13 protein-coding genes and 3 pseudogenes are annotated in these 16,320 nt (G+C 52.3%); 13 read left to right on the top strand and 3 right to left on the bottom strand.

Annotated elements, in window-relative coordinates; all coding sequences use genetic code 11:
- Positions 1 to 198: 198 nt before the first annotated feature.
- Both QOL67_RS19675 and QOL67_RS19670 read left to right on the top strand, forming a co-directional pair.
- Positions 199 to 402, top strand: a pseudogene (locus QOL67_RS19675) (transposase); the annotation flags it as partial.
- 447 nt (positions 403 to 849) lie between these two features.
- A complete protein-coding gene (locus tag QOL67_RS19670; RefSeq protein WP_283427699.1) occupies positions 850 to 1,515 on the top strand; it encodes a L,D-transpeptidase in 666 nt (221 codons plus the stop codon).
- Between the two features lie 18 nt (positions 1,516 to 1,533).
- On the opposite strand, the gene QOL67_RS19665 is transcribed toward QOL67_RS19670, so the two are convergent.
- Positions 1,534 to 1,803 (bottom strand): hypothetical protein, encoded by a 270-nt coding sequence (locus tag QOL67_RS19665; protein ID WP_283427698.1) that lies wholly within the window; start codon positions 1,801 to 1,803, stop codon positions 1,534 to 1,536.
- Between the two features lie 646 nt (positions 1,804 to 2,449).
- Here QOL67_RS19665 and QOL67_RS22110 point away from each other — a divergent pair.
- From QOL67_RS22110 to QOL67_RS19640, 6 genes and pseudogenes are all read left to right on the top strand, one after another.
- A pseudogene (locus tag QOL67_RS22110) lies at positions 2,450 to 2,575 on the top strand (double zinc ribbon domain-containing protein); the annotation flags it as partial.
- A gap of 45 nt (positions 2,576 to 2,620) precedes the next feature.
- The gene (locus tag QOL67_RS19660) at positions 2,621 to 5,875 is read left to right on the top strand and encodes an ATP-binding protein (protein ID WP_283427697.1); all 3,255 of its coding nucleotides are present in this window, start codon (positions 2,621 to 2,623) and stop codon (positions 5,873 to 5,875) included.
- Positions 5,876 to 5,985: 110 nt separating this feature from the next.
- Positions 5,986 to 6,954 carry a hypothetical protein gene (locus QOL67_RS19655; RefSeq protein ID WP_283427696.1) on the top strand — a complete coding sequence of 323 codons (969 nt, stop codon included), beginning with the start codon at positions 5,986 to 5,988 and terminating at the stop codon, positions 6,952 to 6,954.
- Between the two features lie 70 nt (positions 6,955 to 7,024).
- Positions 7,025 to 8,248: a hypothetical protein gene (locus QOL67_RS19650; protein WP_283427695.1), complete on the top strand. Its 1,224-nt coding sequence runs from the start codon at positions 7,025 to 7,027 to the stop codon at positions 8,246 to 8,248.
- Positions 8,249 to 8,255: 7 nt separating this feature from the next.
- On the top strand, positions 8,256 to 8,699 hold the full coding sequence (locus tag QOL67_RS19645) for a hypothetical protein (RefSeq protein WP_283427694.1): 444 nt from the start codon (positions 8,256 to 8,258) through the stop codon (positions 8,697 to 8,699).
- A complete protein-coding gene (locus QOL67_RS19640; RefSeq protein ID WP_283427693.1) occupies positions 8,699 to 10,555 on the top strand; it encodes a GMC family oxidoreductase in 1,857 nt (618 codons plus the stop codon). Before QOL67_RS19645 ends, QOL67_RS19640 begins: the two co-directional genes overlap by 1 nt.
- Positions 10,556 to 10,702: 147 nt before the next feature.
- On the opposite strand, the gene QOL67_RS19635 is transcribed toward QOL67_RS19640, so the two are convergent.
- A complete protein-coding gene (locus QOL67_RS19635; protein WP_283427692.1) occupies positions 10,703 to 11,038 on the bottom strand; it encodes an Arc family DNA-binding protein in 336 nt (111 codons plus the stop codon).
- A 72-nt stretch (positions 11,039 to 11,110) separates the two neighbouring features.
- Here QOL67_RS19635 and QOL67_RS19630 point away from each other — a divergent pair, with 72 nt between their 5' ends.
- Complete coding sequence (locus QOL67_RS19630) at positions 11,111 to 11,374, top strand: hypothetical protein (RefSeq protein WP_283427691.1); 264 nt, start codon at positions 11,111 to 11,113, stop codon at positions 11,372 to 11,374.
- A gap of 643 nt (positions 11,375 to 12,017) precedes the next feature.
- Here QOL67_RS19630 and QOL67_RS19625 read toward each other — a convergent pair.
- A pseudogene (locus QOL67_RS19625) lies at positions 12,018 to 12,468 on the bottom strand (IS3 family transposase); the annotation flags it as partial.
- Positions 12,469 to 12,822: 354 nt separating this feature from the next.
- Here QOL67_RS19625 and QOL67_RS19620 point away from each other — a divergent pair.
- The 4 genes from QOL67_RS19620 (at position 12,823) to QOL67_RS19605 (ending at position 16,118) form a co-directional block, all read left to right on the top strand.
- Positions 12,823 to 14,010 (top strand): site-specific integrase, encoded by a 1,188-nt coding sequence (locus QOL67_RS19620; RefSeq protein WP_283427690.1) that lies wholly within the window; start codon positions 12,823 to 12,825, stop codon positions 14,008 to 14,010.
- Positions 14,011 to 14,184: 174 nt separating this feature from the next.
- Positions 14,185 to 14,439, top strand: a complete 255-nt coding sequence (locus QOL67_RS19615) for a helix-turn-helix transcriptional regulator (protein WP_283427689.1) — start codon at positions 14,185 to 14,187, stop codon at positions 14,437 to 14,439.
- Positions 14,440 to 14,456: 17 nt separating this feature from the next.
- Complete coding sequence (locus QOL67_RS19610) at positions 14,457 to 14,786, top strand: hypothetical protein (RefSeq protein WP_283427688.1); 330 nt, start codon at positions 14,457 to 14,459, stop codon at positions 14,784 to 14,786.
- Positions 14,787 to 14,969: 183 nt separating this feature from the next.
- Positions 14,970 to 16,118, top strand: coding sequence for a hypothetical protein (locus QOL67_RS19605; protein WP_283427687.1), 1,149 nt, complete (start codon positions 14,970 to 14,972; stop codon positions 16,116 to 16,118).
- The last annotated feature ends 202 nt before the right edge of the window (positions 16,119 to 16,320 follow it).

The following is a 16,320-nucleotide window of genomic DNA, read 5'->3' as shown; positions in this document are numbered from 1 at the left end:
CTCGCGCATTTGATGAGCGGAGCCTGAATTGACCTACCTTGAAGAAATTCGTAACGGCTGGTGTCATGGATCGACACCTCAGATCAGTTTGCTCTCGTGCGCACAATTGCTGTGTCTGACGTCAGCGCTGATGGGTCCAAATAGGGCAATTTGATAATAGAGTGTTCCTGGCGCATCGTATCCACCAAGGATCGGAAGATGAGAAAGACAGCCAAAAGCCCGGGAGAGAAGGTCGTCAAAGATATCAAACGGGCGACCCGCAAACAGTATTCCTCTGAAAAGAAGATCAGGATCGTCTTGGACGGCTTGCGTGGGGATGACAGCATTGCTGAGCAGTGTCGCCGCGAAGGCATATCGCAGGGCATTCATTACAAATGCTCCAAGGATTTCATGGTAGCTGGGAATGGTCTTGCCACGCAAAACTTCCGGTCTCTCAGCTCATTTTAGGCAGCCTGTCTCTCGAAAGCCAAGGGACTATTCCCATCAAAGGATGAATGCCAATCAAAACACGGCAGTCATCCACGAGCGCACGACCTCAGCTCTTTTTAAAGTATGGCCGAGACCACTGCATTTGCGCCTCCGTCAGCTAGATAAATTGCTCATCACATTCCCTACAACTCGGGCACGTAAAACGTCACAATGCGATAAGCTCAATCCGGTAGGTGCCGCTAAAAAAATGCCCCTGAAGCTGGAAACCTTGGCCCGCTCCTCACCAAAAGCAGATCTAGATCCAGGCTTTTGAAACCCACTACAGAGCCACCGCATGGTATTTCACACAATAATGTGACTTCTTCGCCAACAAATAGCGCCCTAAGTTTCGACTCAAAATTCTTCCGAGGGACATTTGTAATGCTGACCCGCCGACACTTCCTGATCACGTCTGCCGCATTGTTTTCGGCACCTCTTGCAAAACCTGCAGGAGCTGCGCCAGTTTCTGATCGCTCGAAATGGACCAGTTGGGATCGCCAAGTAACCCCAGCGAACTATGACCCGGCCACCTCCAACCCTTGGGATCTGCACGCCAGATTTCTGCCACAAACAGTTCAAGCAAACGATGGCCTGACAGCTGGGGATATCCATGTCGACGCCGTGGCCCGCTATTTATACCACATCCAAAGCGACGGAACCGCGATGCGGTACGGCGTGGCCATTGCCAAAGGCAATCTTTATGAACCCGGCACCTATGCCATCCGCCGTAAGACCAAGTGGCCAACCTGGACGCCAACAGCCCAAATGATCAAACGCGAGCCGAGCGTGTATAAACAACACGAAAACGGCATGAACGGCGGGCCATCTAACCCATTGGGCTCCCGCGCCTTCTATCTATATGTCGGGAACCGCGACACATATCTGAGAATTCACGGCTCGCCTTCGCCTAGGTCCATCGGGGGGCGGGCAAGCTCGGGATGTGTGCGGATGGTCATGCCTCACATCAACGATCTGTACGAGCACGTTGCAACCGGATCGACGGCCCATCTGCACCCGCCTGAAGACGCGATCACATCACGCGCATAAGCGCAAAGGGTGAAACGCCTATTCCGGAGGCCGAGAGCACAGCGGGTTCCCTGCGTGAGCCCGCAGAGGCAAGTAGGTTGTTTCAACAGGCCCCACGTGACGATATTCATAACACCCGTCATCGGGGTTGATCCGGACCGTGCTGAGATCTTGATGCGGCGCGGCCAGCGCAACCAGATTGTCGGAGAGATTTGTAAGATGGCCTTCCGAATTGGATCCACCACCCAAATCCGTACAGCCTGCAAGCAGGATGGCCGTACAAGCCACTCCCCAAACACCTTTTATCATTCTTCGCTCCCAAAATGCTCTGTTATGTGTGGCCCTAGGTAACCTGAGGCACCATACAAAATGTCGTGACGGTACTTTCAATCCCCCTTCTACACGATCCTTGTTCAGGCAGCGAACCGTAAACTAGATCATGTCGTTTACTGTGCTGTGTCGAATGCCAAGGCCGGATAGGGCACTTAATCACCGGCCTTCAGTGCCAGCTCAACTCTTGCTACGGCCTAAACTTGCCAACCAATTCGAAAGCGGCTTGCCCCATCTCCAAATCCCTGGCGACGGACACCGGTATGGGCCTTTAATACTGGCCCACCATTGGTGAAGCAAAGTCAGCAGGCGAAATGCCCTCACATAGCGAGCTCGTTTACTGGCTATGCTTGCGCTGCGGCGTATTGTTTCTTGGTCTTTTGAGGGTGAGTGATCCGATAGGGTGTGTTTCAGATTTCGATGACTGAGCAATGATAAATGTCCCTGTCGAGGAGCGGGGCGTCATCTTTGCATCGCCGAACTCGGGGCCATTGGGAACCACCCGATTTTGCTTTTTTCTGGACCGAATGCCAGATCAGAGCTAAAAAAGGGTATTAATATACTTCTTTGGTAATTGTTTTATGGGTCGCGTGACTGAAGGTGGTCCTCCTCAAAGGATATTTCAGTGAAATGCGGGAATTGTGGGACTAGCTGTGCGCTGAGCGACGTTTTTTGCTCTCAGTGTGGAACGAAACTGATTAGGGCGTGCTCTGATTGTGGTGCATCCCCTCACCCTAACGCGAAATTTTGCTCGAACTGCGGTACCGAACTTGGCGGCATTCCCGCGGCGGTGGCCGTGCCGACACCCTTGGGAACACCTAGTGACACCGGTAAGTGGGATGCCGCATCAGATGTGTACAGCTCTGCCGTGGGCACGTCTTTTGCCGAAACGCAAAACGAGATATCGCTTGTTCACGAAGCAGAACGCCGGCAGATTTCGATCCTTTTTTGCGACCTTGTGGAATCAACCCGGCTTGCGGAGAAGCTTGATCCCGAAGACATGCGCAGCCTCCTAGCGTCTTATCGAATGGCATGTGGTAAAATCGTTGCAACGTGCAGCGGCACTGTTTACCAACATCTGGGCGACGGAATTATAGTGCTTTTTGGCCATCCCGTTGCCCATGAAGATGCCACCGAAAACGCAGTTCGGGCAGGCCTTCAAATCGCCGACCTGTTTAGCGGTCCCCAATCCCCGCTTGCGATTTTTGACGACAACGTGAATGTGCGCATCGGCATCAACACAGGCCGCGTTGTTATTGGCCGCGACGGTGCCGGCGCAGCCGGTGAAGAGATGTCTGTGATCGGAGAGGTGCCTAATCTCGCTGCCCGCCTTCAAGAGACCGCTGAGCCGGGACAGGTCGTCATTTCCCAATTCACGGAAATCCTTTTGAAAAGCCGGTTCGTTTTGAACGATTTGGGCCAAAAAATGCTGAAAGGTTTTTCAAAACCAATCACGTGTTTTCAGGTCGTTCAGGTGGCCGAAACAGGACACAAACCATCCCGCGGCAGCGGCGAGTGCTCTGCCCCCCTAATCGGTCGAGACGGAGAGCTAATGTTGTTACAACAACATTGGCACAACGCGCTTCAAGCGGACGGTCAGGTCATGATGCTCAGCGGCGAGGCCGGTGTTGGGAAGTCACGGTTGCTGGAGGAATTTAACGCATCCATCGATGAAACCGATATGCATCTTGTGAGGTTTTTCAGTTCGTCTTTTCACATCCATTCGATGCTCAGACCGATTGTCGGGGAATTGCGAAACAGATTTAAACTAAATGCCTTCCCCAGCAACGAAGAGAAGTACGAGGCGCTCAGACGCCAACTTTCGATCAATCAGTTGCAGCATCTGCCAATTCTGGCCCTGTTGTTCAACATTCAACCGGACAATCCTAATAGCCTGCAGGACGTTTCCCCCGAAGAACTAAAGCAGAGGACATTTAAAGCCCTGCTGGACTATTACTCAGAGCTTGAGAATGAAAAACCGTTGCTGATGCAGTTCGAAGATGTGCATTGGTGCGATCCAACAACTCTTGATATGATCACTCTGTTTATGGAGCACCTTGGGCGCAAGAAGTGGTTTCTAATTCTCGCATTCCGTCCAGATTACACGCCGCCCATCCGCAGTCACTCCGGAATTGCTTCTCTGACGCTCAATCGTTTTAGCAACTCCGATATCCGCCGAATGGTCAGGACGCGGGCTGGTGGTTTGCAGCTACCAGGCGAATTGACAGAGCAAATCATAGATCGTGCAGATGGCATTCCGCTTTATGCCGAAGAACTCACAAGAATGGTTCTGGACGCGGGATGGTTGGCAAAAGTTGACGGAAAACTCGAAATCATCAGCGACAACATAGAGCTGGCAGTACCGAACTCATTGCAAGACTCTTTGATGGCACGTTTGGACCGTTTCCCCTCGGCAAAAGAAGTCGCTCAAATTGCCGCCACCATAGGAAGAAGGTTTTCCCTCGAATTGTTGACGATTGTTTCACGCCACCGGGACCAACAGCTGGAACAAGTTCTGGACCAGCTGCTCGATGCAGAATTGATCTATGGACGCGGCGCACCACCTTACAAGACCTTCGAGTACAAACATGCTCTGGTCCAGGATGCCGCCTACCGCTCCCTCTTGCGGAGTGATCGTCAAGCAATTCATCTCAGGATCGCACAAGCGCTGGAAAAGAAATTCTCGGCTGCCAGGGGGTATGAGCCGGAATTGCTAGGGCATCATTTTGGCCTTGGTGGCGACCACCAGAAATCCTACTCCTATCATTTGATCGCTGGCGATCAAGCGCTGGCTTCTTCTGCCAGTCTGGAAGCGATAAATCATCTTGAGAACGCACTAGAGAACTTGAAGAAGACACCTCAGAGCGAGGCCCGTGACGCGTGTGAATTTGACATTTTGGTCAGGCTCGCCGTGCCTCAGGCGACGGCTTTGGGCTATGCCCACGAAAAGGTGAGCCAATCGTATCAAAGAGCCCTCGAACTGGCCAATGAGCGGGAAGATACGTCCGGCGTCTTTCCGGTGATCTACGGATTGGTTCGTTTCCATTTGCTAAGTGCGCGCTACACGGAAACTCTTGGTCTCGCGACAAAACTCTCGGAAATGGCGACCAAGGCGCATAGTGATGTCATGCTAGCCGCCACCAACCGCTCAATCGCTTCAGCTCAATTTTATCAAGGGCAGCCGAAAGACGCTCTCAAACAATTGTCGCATGTTATCGACGCCAAACTGGACGAAAATCAAAGGGCGGAAGCTTTGTCCTACGATGTGGTTGATTTTAAAGTTGCCGCCATTGCTTATGCTAGCATGTCCGCTTGGCAGATCGGTGACATAAAAAACGCCATCCGCCTTTCTAACGAAGCAATTGCCGAAGCAGAGAAGATAAAACACCCATTTTCTCAAGCCTTGGCCTTGGCCTTTGCAAGCTGGACCTATGGCTTTGCAGGCGAAGTGGAAACGGCTCGACGGTTTGGAGAAGAAACTTTTTCTATTGCGCGGCAGTACACGTTCCAGTTCTGGATCGGCTGGGCTGAAGTCATCATTGCATGGTCAAAAGCAAAACAAACCGGGGATTATCAGGCCGGCATTGAGGAGATCACCAGCGGTATTGAGAACTGGATGGAAACAAGATCCCGACTTGGGTTGACTTACTTTTTGCACCTGAAGGCCGAATTGCAATTTGATGGCGGTGACTACGATGGCGCATTGAAAACCATTGAAGAGGCAGAGGCTTTTGCGAAGGAGTCAGGAGAGAATTTTTGGGCCCCAGATCTTGCGCGTCTCAACGGGGAAATCCTTCTTGCCCAATCTTCTGATAATTCAAACCTAGCCGATGAAATGTTTGAAAAGGCCTTGGAGATCGCTGATCGGTTCCACTCTAAGTCTCTAAAAGTAAAGGCATTAACCAGCCAACTTAAGATGCAGATTTCGACAGGATCCAAGCCAATTGCCGCGCAGAAACTGCGCACCCAGCTAAAAATGATTGAAGGAGGTGAAAAAACCTATACCGTAAAACAGGCGATGGAGGCCTTGAGCCACGTCGACAAAAACTAATCTATTTCAGCGAATACCTAATATTACCAAAAGGTGCACAGTAAACGACCACAGGCACAGTCGCCCCGATATTTGATGAGCACCTTCCTTTTTAGCTCAAGAGGTATGGCATGACTACGAAATCCGGTGTTACACAAAAAATACCTTACCCCGAAAACTCGTCATTTTGGTATGGGTCGTTTTCTGCAGTTTGGGTGTATCATGCAGTGCCAATTGCACTTCTCAACCATATTTTGGCAGCAGAGTCCCCTTCCCTAAAGGCATTTGAGTTTTCCGATCTCTCCAACGATGGTGAACCCATGGGATTGGTGAACATCAATTTCATGACCTACAGTTCCGATTCCGGCGTTAATGATCCACAAGCCTATGCGGACATTCTCAAGCCAATCCATTTTAACGACCCACCGCCGGCAAGCCTGGGCATTGAACCTACCCATGAATGCGAACTGAATATTGTTTCCTATTCAAACGCACGCGAGAACATGGTGCCACAGGGGTTGACAAGTTCCGAATTTATCCTCGGACGCGACCACACGAAAACGCTTGGCAATTACCGGCTTTGGGTACCATGTGACGATCGCATTGCGGTTTATTGGGGCATGCATAATTTTGGTGAGAACAAGGTGATGACTCACCCATTCGTTTACACCAACCCAGCATTGAACAATCCCGGCGCCACAAGTTGGGACTTCACCATCCCCGCGCCCATTGAGCAAAGCGATGCCAAAAGCCTTTTTGGACTAAAGGTGGCTGATCTGGATCACATGTCCGGCGTGGTTCCAGGGGATCAATCGGAGATCATCGATCTGAGCCTGATCCCGCACAAGGCGACCAATCCTTCGTCACAAAGACTGGTTGCGTCGAGGCGAAATATCTTTGGGCAGTTCAAATGCCTAGTATTGTCAGCCGATGTCCCAATTCCAGATTTCACGATTGAGATCGGCTCTGCAGACCACCCAATGGTTGCGGCCCTCATGACTATGTTTGGCGGGTCAGGCACGTACACGCCTGTTGGATTGATGACGTACAGGTCTCCTCCCGTCATTTCAGAGAGCTCGCTCTACTATGTCGATCTCTAGGGTGGCCCGATCCGGCGCAACCATTGGGTTTTGCGCGGCAGTGACACTCGGTTTATCTGGACGTGATGGATTGGCACAAACCAATGACGTGTCGCTTGCTCCAGACATGCCTGCAGATGTGATAGCCGGCAATCCCATTGGCAATTATGAAGACTACAACATTTACTCTTGGCTGAGCTTTGTTGCCCTGAACTGGCCGGTTGGCGAAAATGGTCAACCGGATGTCAATTCCATCATTGGTCAAAATGGTGACAATTCAACCGTCTGGGAAACGTGGATGGAAGACTACCAGATATTGGTTGAAGATGGTGAAGTGCCCCCTACTTGGCAGGCTCCTCGCGCTGTCCCGCCAGTATGTGGGAACACAAAAGCTCAATCCGGTCCTTCGCGTACCATCCGTCACGTTTCTTCAAAAACCGGGGCGGTGGTCTCCCTAACCAATCAGGCGGATGCGGGTCCACTGATTGATCAAAACGGCAATTATGTTCGCTATGAAATTTTGTTCAATGAGATCATGTACAATTACATTGTTCAAAACAAACTCTACACTCTTGCGGGCCTCTCAGATATCTCAGAAATCAACTTCCCTGCGGGCGCGTCGCCGTTCGGAAACGAGGGGGCGACGGAGGTCAAAGCATCCTGGAAAATTCTGGGAAAAGGGGATGATCCGAGCCGCTTCCATGTGGCGACCTCTTATGTTTACGATCAAGCCGAAAACACTTGCGCATCAGAGATGTTAGGCTTGGTTGGTTTTCACATCGCCACCAAGACAAACTCGGCACCTCAATGGATTTGGTCCACGTTTGAACATATCGACAATGCGCCCGATAAAGGAAACCTCAACACCAACAAGCATTATTCCTTTTACTCTTCAGGCTGTTTGGACAACGGCAGCACATGCAAAGCAAATCAATTGCCCGAAATGCCATGGAACCCAACCCAGTCCGGTCAAACACCAGTTCAGGTGGTGAGGGAAGCGCAAATTAACGGTACAACCACGCGGATAAACGCACATTTTCAAGGGGCGTTGAAAGCTGTTAATCCGCACTCGGTGTGGGGAAATTACATACTGGTCGGCACGCAATATCCGCAGAAGCCGAGTGATCCGACCGACCCTCAGGGTAGGCCGTTTCCCCCGTATCTCGCGAACACCACAATGGAAACGTTCTTGCAGGGAGAGGTGCCAACATCCTCGTCAAGCTGCATCGGATGCCACAGCGGCGCGACAGCCAGCAACTCCGGAAAACCAACAGATTTCACGTTTATTCTCTCCCGCGTAACAGCCAAAGATTGAGGACAAAATGAACGCTCACGTTCCAGATACCTTTTTAACTTTGTCCAGCGCCCTAACGGGATTTACCGAAGAAACCCTGATATTCGCGCAACAGACAGCCGATTTCTACGCTGTGTTTGAAGGCGCGTATGGAGCTGACACATTGGCCCAATTGATGCAGAGCTTTCAGTCGGCCGTTGGAGAAGGAAATTCACCGCAACAAGCTGCAGCTCACATCCTTGATGAGACGCAAGACAAGACCCTCGCAGAGGCCGCCAGAGCGCTAATCGTATTTTGGTATCTTGGGCAAATTAAATCGACTGCTGACCCGACCGTACTTCATATCCCTTCTGCGAACTTCTTTAAACAGGGATTGACTTGGCGCGCTATACAGGCCCACCCGCCTGCAGCCAGCACCCAACAGTTTGGTTATTGGACGACCCCTCCCGCTGCCCTGTCGGATTTTCTGTGATGACGGCTGATCCAGATTTTGATGTGGTCATCGTAGGAGCCGGTTTCTCCGGGGCTATTATGGCCAAGATACTGGGCTCAGCAGGCAAACGCGTCTTGTTGCTCGATTCCGGGCCACACGACACACCGGATCGGGTGACCTTCCAAAACGCCTATCTCTCGTCAGATGCAAAACTACCCAATGCTCCTTACCCACCATATGAGCGTGACCCTTCCAGACAGGCTGCGCCCCGTGCCATGACAGCAATGACGCTAACTTGGCCAAGCCTGTCGGATATGAGAAATCTGAAGACGGTGCTTCCTTCCTTCAATCGCCAGAGCTACCTGACCTACACCGACTCCTCCGAGATCCCGTTTCTGTCCACCTATGAGCGCATCGTCGGCGGCACCTCCTGGCATTGGCTGGGCACGGCTCTACGATTTGACGCAAGCGATTTCGAAATGAAATCTCGCTACAATGTCATGGTTGATTGGCCGCTGAAATTGACCGACCTTTTTGATGATTATGCCCAGGCCGAAAAGGAAATTGGCGTGTCGGCCAATGTCGAAGATCAGCGCGCAATGGAAAAGTATCTCGGCGTTCAATTTCCACCAGGATATGAATACCCGATGGGCAGAATTCCGATGTCCGTTTCAGACAAGGTCATCAATGAAGAGATGAAAGGCCTTACGTTTGATGGCCATGACCTTGAAATGACGTGCACGCCGCAAGGGCGTAACTCCGCGTTCAGAAATGGGCGCCCCGCATGTCGGGGCAATTCAAGTTGTGTTCCGATTTGCCCGATCCACGCGAAATACGATTCCATGGAAACGCTGCAAGACGCAATGGCAACAGGTAACGTAGAACTTGTTACTCAAGCCGTGGTGACGGATCTTGAACCTGGCCCCAACGGCATCATCAGGTCCTTGAATTATCTGGTTTATGAGGAGGCCAACGGTCACATCTCCAAGCAGACCAAGAGCGTCACTGCCAAGGTTTTTGTTTTGGCTGCCCATGCCATTGAAACTGTCAAAATTCTGCAAATGTCGAACAACCGAAAAGGCATTGCCAACAAGTCGGATCAAGTAGGCCGAAACCTGATGGATCATCTATGTTACCTTGGGTGGGGACTAAGCAACACGCAGGGGTTTCCGTATCGGGGACCGCGCAGTGGTTCCGGAATTGAAACCCTACGCGACGGACCATTTCGTGCACGTCGATCCGCGTGGCGAGTGGACGTTGGCAACGTCGGATGGGAGTGGGCAGACGATGATCCTGCGACATCTCTCAAAGATTTTGTCAACGGCACCAACAATTCACGGCTCAACCCAGCCAAAGAGCAGCTGTTTGGCGCGGAACTGGTCGAACGGTTGAACCATTTCAACACCCGCATGATGCGACTGTGCTATCTGGTCGAACAGGAGCCCATGCAAGAAAACCGCATCACCCTTTCTGACACGCACACAGATGGTTTGGGGCTGCCACGACCGCTCGTGAATTACCGTGTCACGGATAGCGAACTTACGCTAAGGGGCATCGCGGCAGCAGAGGAGACAACCGATCTTATCTTTGACAAGGTTGGGAAAAACTATTCGAGGTTCATTGATGGCACCGGATATCCAGCGATCAAGTTCAATCTGGACGGCCAGGATCACAAAGCCAATTTGTATGGCGCCGGACATATTGTTGGCACTTACCGAATGGGAACGGACGACACCAACTCCGTGGTAGACAACAACCAAAGGTGCTGGGAGCACAGGAACCTTTTTTTGTTGGGCAGTGGAAGCTTTCCGACCATTGCAACCGGCAACCCGACGCTGACACTGGTTGCCCTCACGTTCAGAACCTCAAGATCTATTCTCGCCGATTTGGACTAACCCTTACCGTCCATCGCCAAATGTGAAAACGAGAGAGTAATTCCCCATTCTTAATGGGCTAGCCGTAGAAATCAGGCGACTGCTTTCAGTTTCAATGCCAGCGCCATGCCACCGGTGCCCATGCTGGGTCACTCATCCGCTCAAAGTTCAGGATGTTTCGCCTTGGGTTAAATTACCCAGGTGGAACGAAATCTGTCTTTCGTCGCAGACGGCCAGATCTATTCCAAAACCTGCACACTCAGCTACGAGTTCATCAAGCTGAGCTCTTTGCACCCCTTGAGGCAAATTCAAAACTTCCAAAACTCTTTTGAACACGAAAGCGTGCTGCAACTCAGGTTCAGGGAATTTCTCCTCTCGCGCGGTCACCACCTCAGCATTCATGTTGCGGTTATTCTGCGCGGCTTTCACCTTGATCCGTTCGCGCATGCCGTCTGGCAGGCGAACTATGAACTTGTCCAAATCCTGCGGTTTTCTTTCGATCATGATGGCATAGAGCCATAAACATGTATGTCTCACCCAACCAAATTGGCTTCATCTATCTGAAGGAGCGAGTTTGTGATTGGCGAACCGGATGTCGTTGGCGAAACCGAAAATAACTCGCGAGCAACACAAAGGAAATATTTCGTTCAGGACAGTCTTCAAACATCAACATGCGAGACCAGGGCCGAAGCCTGGCTGACCGGCATGCAAGCGGAGACCGCGTCTCTGGCGGCGCTTACCAATGGGCTGTCCATCATTCTGGAAACTCACACCGCGGCGGCCCATGCGCTCGAAAAGATGGTGGGAGCAATCGTTCGCAAGCTCGAGGCGTTCGAATAGATATCCAACTGAGTTCCAAAACGTATGTTGACCCACGAAGGATCGTTTAAGCGCGACGGTCTGTGTCCAATAGCTCTCTTACAGCTCACCCAACATCCTTTGACATATCCATCTTGGGGTGTTGCCCGTTCATCAGCGGCGCGCTGACGCCCCGACCGACAGCCGGGCGGTCCAAGGTTTATCCATCAGCTTTCAATTTTTGAGACTATTTTGGCGCCACTCATTCTATGGGGTCAGGAGCCCAGCCCAGACCTCAATTGTGAGACCGTCATGTCCGAAATCATCACGCCCTCCGGGCGTTCGCTGCTTGAACTCAAGCGTGAAACTAAAGCCATCATCAGAGTTACAGAGCAAAAGCACCGCAAGTGTCTGGACCATATCGCCCAACGCGAGCTCAAGAGCTACGCGCCCTGGCCAGAAGAGGCCAACTGGACTGATCTGCTTCGAGAATCCTGGACCTTGGACCTTGGACCTTGGACCTTGGACCCCGACAAGTCCGAGTTGGCATCTTACTCAAGCGAACGGGGATCCTTTGAGGTGCACCCAGTTTACTGGACACCTGCCTCGTTCATTTTCCTTTATCTATTTCATGGTCAACCGGCGACAGCATGCCGTTGTTCGTGTGCTTTCGGTTCGGGTTTTAAAACATCTCGATGTAGTCGAACACGTCCTGCGTTGCTGCGTCGCGTGTGAGGTAGGTCTGCCGCCCGATCCGTCCGCGTTTCAATAGTTGGAAGAAGCTTTCTGCGACCGCGTTGTCATGCCGATACCCACGGCGGCTCATGCTGGCATCCTAGTTTTGCTTACTCAGAAACGATTGCCACTCTTTGCCAGTGAATTGGGTACCTTGGTCAGAATGAATCATGACCCTTTGCTTTGGTTTGCGCCCCCAAACAGCACTCTACAACGCCTGCAAAGCCAAGTCAGTCGTCATCCGAGATTGCATCGCACCCATTGACCAGTCTTGAGCACAGACCGATCACGACTGCCAAATATGACCACCCTTCGTGCGTCGTTATATAGGTGATATCGGTCACCCAAACCGTGTCAGGTGCCGAAACCTCAAATTGCCGGCTCAGCGTGTTGTCAGCAACACGCAATAGCGACCTAGAGTCTCAGGACGGCTATGCCATCACGCTGCTTGGCGATCTTGGGGGTCTTTTGTCGTTGGGCGTGCCCCAAAACGAACAAAGCCGCCCTGAGGCGGCTTGTTGTTCGAGAGTACTGGTTGCGGGAGTAGGATTTGAACCTACGACCTTCAGGTTATGAGAGAGCTTATGCCGCCTTCCACCAGCTACGCCGCAATACGACCACCTACTCTATCTTATTGAATCCATGCGTTTTTCATTTACGCAATCTACGCCACCCTTCTACGCGTTGCCCCAGAGTTTGCGCCCAACTGCTTCCACAATGCTTCCACGGCGCGACAGAAAACCAGGGAACAAGGCATGGCAAAACTGACCAAACGAATTGTTGAAAGCTTCGAGACGAAGGCCAAAAGCTACTTTGAATGGGACAGCGAGATCAAAGGCTTTGGGGTGCGGATTATGCCCTCCGGCACTAAGACCTACCAGATTCAGTACCGCAAAGGCGGGCGCACCCGACGCGCCTCTCTTGGGCGGCATGGCAACATCACCGCCGAACAAGCCCGCAGCCGTGCCAAAGAGATTATGGGCGAAGTATCCAAAGGCGAGAACCCGGTTGAGGACATCGCGCAGCACCGCCGAGCACCGACCGTCGCGGCTCTCTGCGAACGGTTCTTTGAAGATCACGCCAAGGAGCGTTGCAAGCCATCCACCCAGGGAGAGTACCGCCGCGCTATCGACCTCTTTATCGGTCCGGCAATTGGCAGTTTTAAAACTGTAGACGTGGAGCGCAAAGATATCGCGGAGCTACATCACAAGTTCAAACACAAACCGTATCAAGCCAACCGCACACTGGGCGTGTTGTCGAAGATGTTCAATTTGGCCGAAGTCTGGGGACTGCGCCCGGATGGGTCCAATCCCTGCCGCCATGTCCCAAAATACCGCGAACAGAGGCGAGAACGCTTCTTAAGCCAAAGCGAACTGCAAAAACTTGGAAGTGTCCTGACACGTGCGGAACAAGGCTGCAGTGAAACCCGGTATGTGGTTGCGGCGTTTCGGTTGTTAATCTTGACGGGCTGCCGGTTAAGCGAAATCCAAAAGCTAGAGTGGAGTTTTATCACGGATCGCGGCATGGAGTTACCGGACAGCAAGACTGGCGCACGCCTGATCCCCCTGCCCCAAGCGGCACGAGCTATTTTGAGTGCGTTGCCACGTGTTTCAGACAACCCCTATGTCATTGCAGGTAAGTCACCCAAGGGCTTTGCAACCGATCTGCAAAAACCATGGCGGCGCATTCGAAAACATGCGGGGCTGGAAGATGTGCGCATTCACGATTTGCGACACACCTACGCGTCAAATGCTGTCTCTTCTGGGATGCCTATTCAGATGGTGGGGCGCTTACTCGGACACACACAACTGCAGACAACTATGCGGTATGCCCATCTTGCAGATGATCCAGTGCGTAAGGCCGCTGAAGAAAATGCCGAGATGCTTAGCAAGGCACTAGAAGTACCGAAAAGTCATGGCAACGGATGTCATGCAATTTCATGAAGAATCGGATTCTGGCGGTGATTTCAATAAAGGAACCTCTTAATCGTGTGGCTTGTTGCCTAAAATGCACCGTCGCCTGTCATTAGAAAGCATGATTTGTCACGGTTTTTCAATGTTCTAGCAGACTGAAAAATGAGCATAATTGGGAGCATCTTATCGAAAAGGAAGTGATAAATGCATTCACAAACACTCTCACAGACAACAAGCCCTAATCAGTCCGCGAGCGACTATCTCGATGGTTTCATCGATGAAACACAGGCCGCTGACTTCCTATGCCAAAGTGTGCGGACAATCCAGAAATGGCGTGTAACAGGTTATGGTCCACAGTTTTACAAATCAGGCCGCTCGGTACGATATCGGCGCCGTGACTTGCTGGCCTGGGGTGAGGCGCGCTGCCGTGCCAACACCAGCCAGAACTTCTGGGCTTAAATTCACTACTTGGAGTTTTGCCCGCGCCAGAGCTGGCAGCACTGCGCGGGATTTTGGGGCCGGACGGCTCTCGGGATGCAGGCAAAACGGTCCTGTATCCCTTCCACACCAACACACAGAAAGACACTTTCATGCCAAACCAGCCTGCACATAAATTCAAACTTGGCCTGATAACGGCCACTATTTGGGACAACAATGGTTTTTACTCCACCGACTTAACCCGCGCCTATAAGGGTGATACAGGCGAGTGGCGCAACACAACCAGCTTTCACCACTCCGACCTGCTTAATCTCGCCAAATGCGCGGAGCGCGCCGAGATTTGGATTGGCCGCCAAATCAACAAATGATTGAAGCGCCGGGTCTTGCCCGGCCCCAAAACCAAAGCTGCCCCGCCGGAGGCACAAAGAAGGCCAAATGGCCCCCGGTTCTTTACTAAACATCTCAAAACAGATCAGCGGTTAGTTGGGTCGCAACAAAGGGGGGTCTTGTAACACCCCCCTCCACGGATACGAAAGCGAAGGACGGCGTAAATGGACGGGGTGATCCTGCATTCTGGGTTTGATGGGTTGAAGTTCACACTGACAACCGACATTTCACCCAGCTTTCGCGAAGAACTGGCCTCAGCCAAGGCGTATGCCAAAGAAACCATGGGCGAATGTCTTTTGGAGTTTGGCAACATCACCTTGAGCGTCACCAACAAGGGGGCGCGCGGCTTTACCGCCCACACGGGTGACTTTGGCGCGGTCTGGCTGTTTCAAGACCTAGAGGACCGCATCCCCAACAATCCCGGCATCACGGTGGACTTCCGCGCCTTTGGGCTTGCCACAGGCGGCTTAGAGGGCGCTGAGCGGCATTTCCGCGAATGTATGGCGGCGTTTGGCATTCCCTACGTAGAAACGCAGCTCCGCGTCGCTCGGGCTGATTTCGCGGTGGATGTGCTTGCCCCTTGGTTTGAACCTGACCGCGAGGCTTTGGTTGTGCCACCCGGCACCAAAGTCACGGAATACACAGGCGTTGCAGAAACCGCGACAATTGCCAGCGGGTCGCGCGTGGTTGGTCTAAGCGCTGGGGCAATCGCCAACCGCCAGCTTGCGATTTACGACAAACGCACCGAAGTCATGCAAACCAACAAAATGGGTTGGCTGACGATCTGGAACGCGGCTCTTGCCGTCCAAGGTAGACCGTCAATGGATTTGTCAGACCGAGCAACAAGCCAAGTCTGGCGCTTTGAGCTGCGCCTTGGCTCCAAACAGTTGCGCAACCGCTTTGAGATGCGTTCTTGGCAGGATGTGCATGACATCATCGGAGACGCGCTCACAGACGCCCTTAGACGCATGCGCTACTGCATTCCCACAACCGACAGCAACCGCGCCCGTTGGCCCGCTCTGGGACTCTGGCGGCAGATTGAGGATGTGGTTAGCAGTGATCTTACGAGGAACCGCGCAGGCGTTCTGCCGTGTGATGTGATCCAAGCCAATCGCACGGCAAAAACGCGGGAACTAGATGCACAATTGACAGGTCTCTTTGTGACCCGCGCGGCGATCTCCGACGTGAGCGCCGACGCGTTCTCCGATTTTATGGAAAACCACGTCGATGCCCTAATCCGCCAAACGCAGGAACACCCTGTTTCGATTGAGGATCGGCTGGCAAAGGCTGGGGCGAAGTATCAACTGCGGTAGCTAGGGCGGAGAGCGGAAATTTGCTTCAGTGGGTTACAATGGCCGCAATGCGCAGTTAGTGAACTTTGCAAAGTCCTGTGTGCGAAGCCGACTATGAGCCGCAACCGGCCGATTCTGTGGAAAAACATCGTGTTGCTGGCGCAGAAAATGAGGGACTGAACGTCGCGCGAGCGCCTTTCTTTTCAGGCTTCGCTCGTTTGCT

This window comes from Shimia sagamensis, assembly GCF_900182745.1.
In the GTDB taxonomy this organism is placed as follows: domain Bacteria; phylum Pseudomonadota; class Alphaproteobacteria; order Rhodobacterales; family Rhodobacteraceae; genus Shimia; species Shimia sagamensis.
The sequence above is the reverse complement of the archived record's forward strand: the minus strand, read 5'-3'. Positions and strand labels throughout refer to the sequence as shown.